General features: G+C 68.7%; 1 protein-coding gene and 1 pseudogene. Both read right to left on the reverse strand.

Annotation, left to right across the window (positions count from 1 at the left end):
• Positions 1–13: 13 nt before the first annotated feature.
• The gene (locus LPA54_RS37730) at positions 14–244 is read right to left on the reverse strand and encodes a bacteriocin immunity protein (RefSeq protein ID WP_228919662.1); all 231 of its coding nucleotides are present in this window, start codon (positions 242–244) and stop codon (positions 14–16) included.
• Positions 245–294: 50 nt separating this feature from the next.
• Positions 295–469, reverse strand: a pseudogene (locus tag LPA54_RS37735) (AI-2E family transporter); the annotation flags it as partial.

Here is a 469-nt window from a genome sequence, read left to right on the forward strand (position 1 = left end):
CTGAGGACGTGTGTCACAACGCGATCGCCCGATAGGCCAGGGCCTGATCGACCACCTCATCAGCAGAGAGCTCTCGCTCTGGCGGCCAGAAGATCAGGCCGCTGACGTGGCCGGATGGACAGGCCAGGGCTCTGTCAAGCCTGTCCAGCCACCCGTCCGCCTCGCTCTCGGACGCATAGTCCGCATCCATGATCCGCTGCACGAGCGCGACCGCTTCAGTCCGGCTCATCTCCACGGTACCCATCGCACCCTCCCTGGGCGCCAGCCTAACGAGCATGATCGGCCGGACAGACTCTAGGAGTCCGCGGCCGGCTTCGCGGAGGGTCCCACGGAAGCCGGCCCCTCGGGCTGTGAGAATCGCTCACGGAGTTCCTGCACAACGCCGAACGCCGCGGCGGTGACCGGCACCGCGAGGAGCACACCGATGATCCCGGCCACGGCCCCGCCCGCGGCGAGCGCCACCAGCACG

Origin of the sequence: Streptomyces sp. DH12 (genome assembly GCF_020873895.1) — a bacterium.
GTDB lineage: Bacteria > Actinomycetota > Actinomycetes > Streptomycetales > Streptomycetaceae > Streptomyces.

Coding starts and splice junctions, on each gene's coding strand:
- LPA54_RS37730 (WP_228919662.1), bottom strand. CDS start 244: ATGGGTACCGTGGAGATGAGCCGGACTGAAGCGGTCGCGCTCGTGCAG.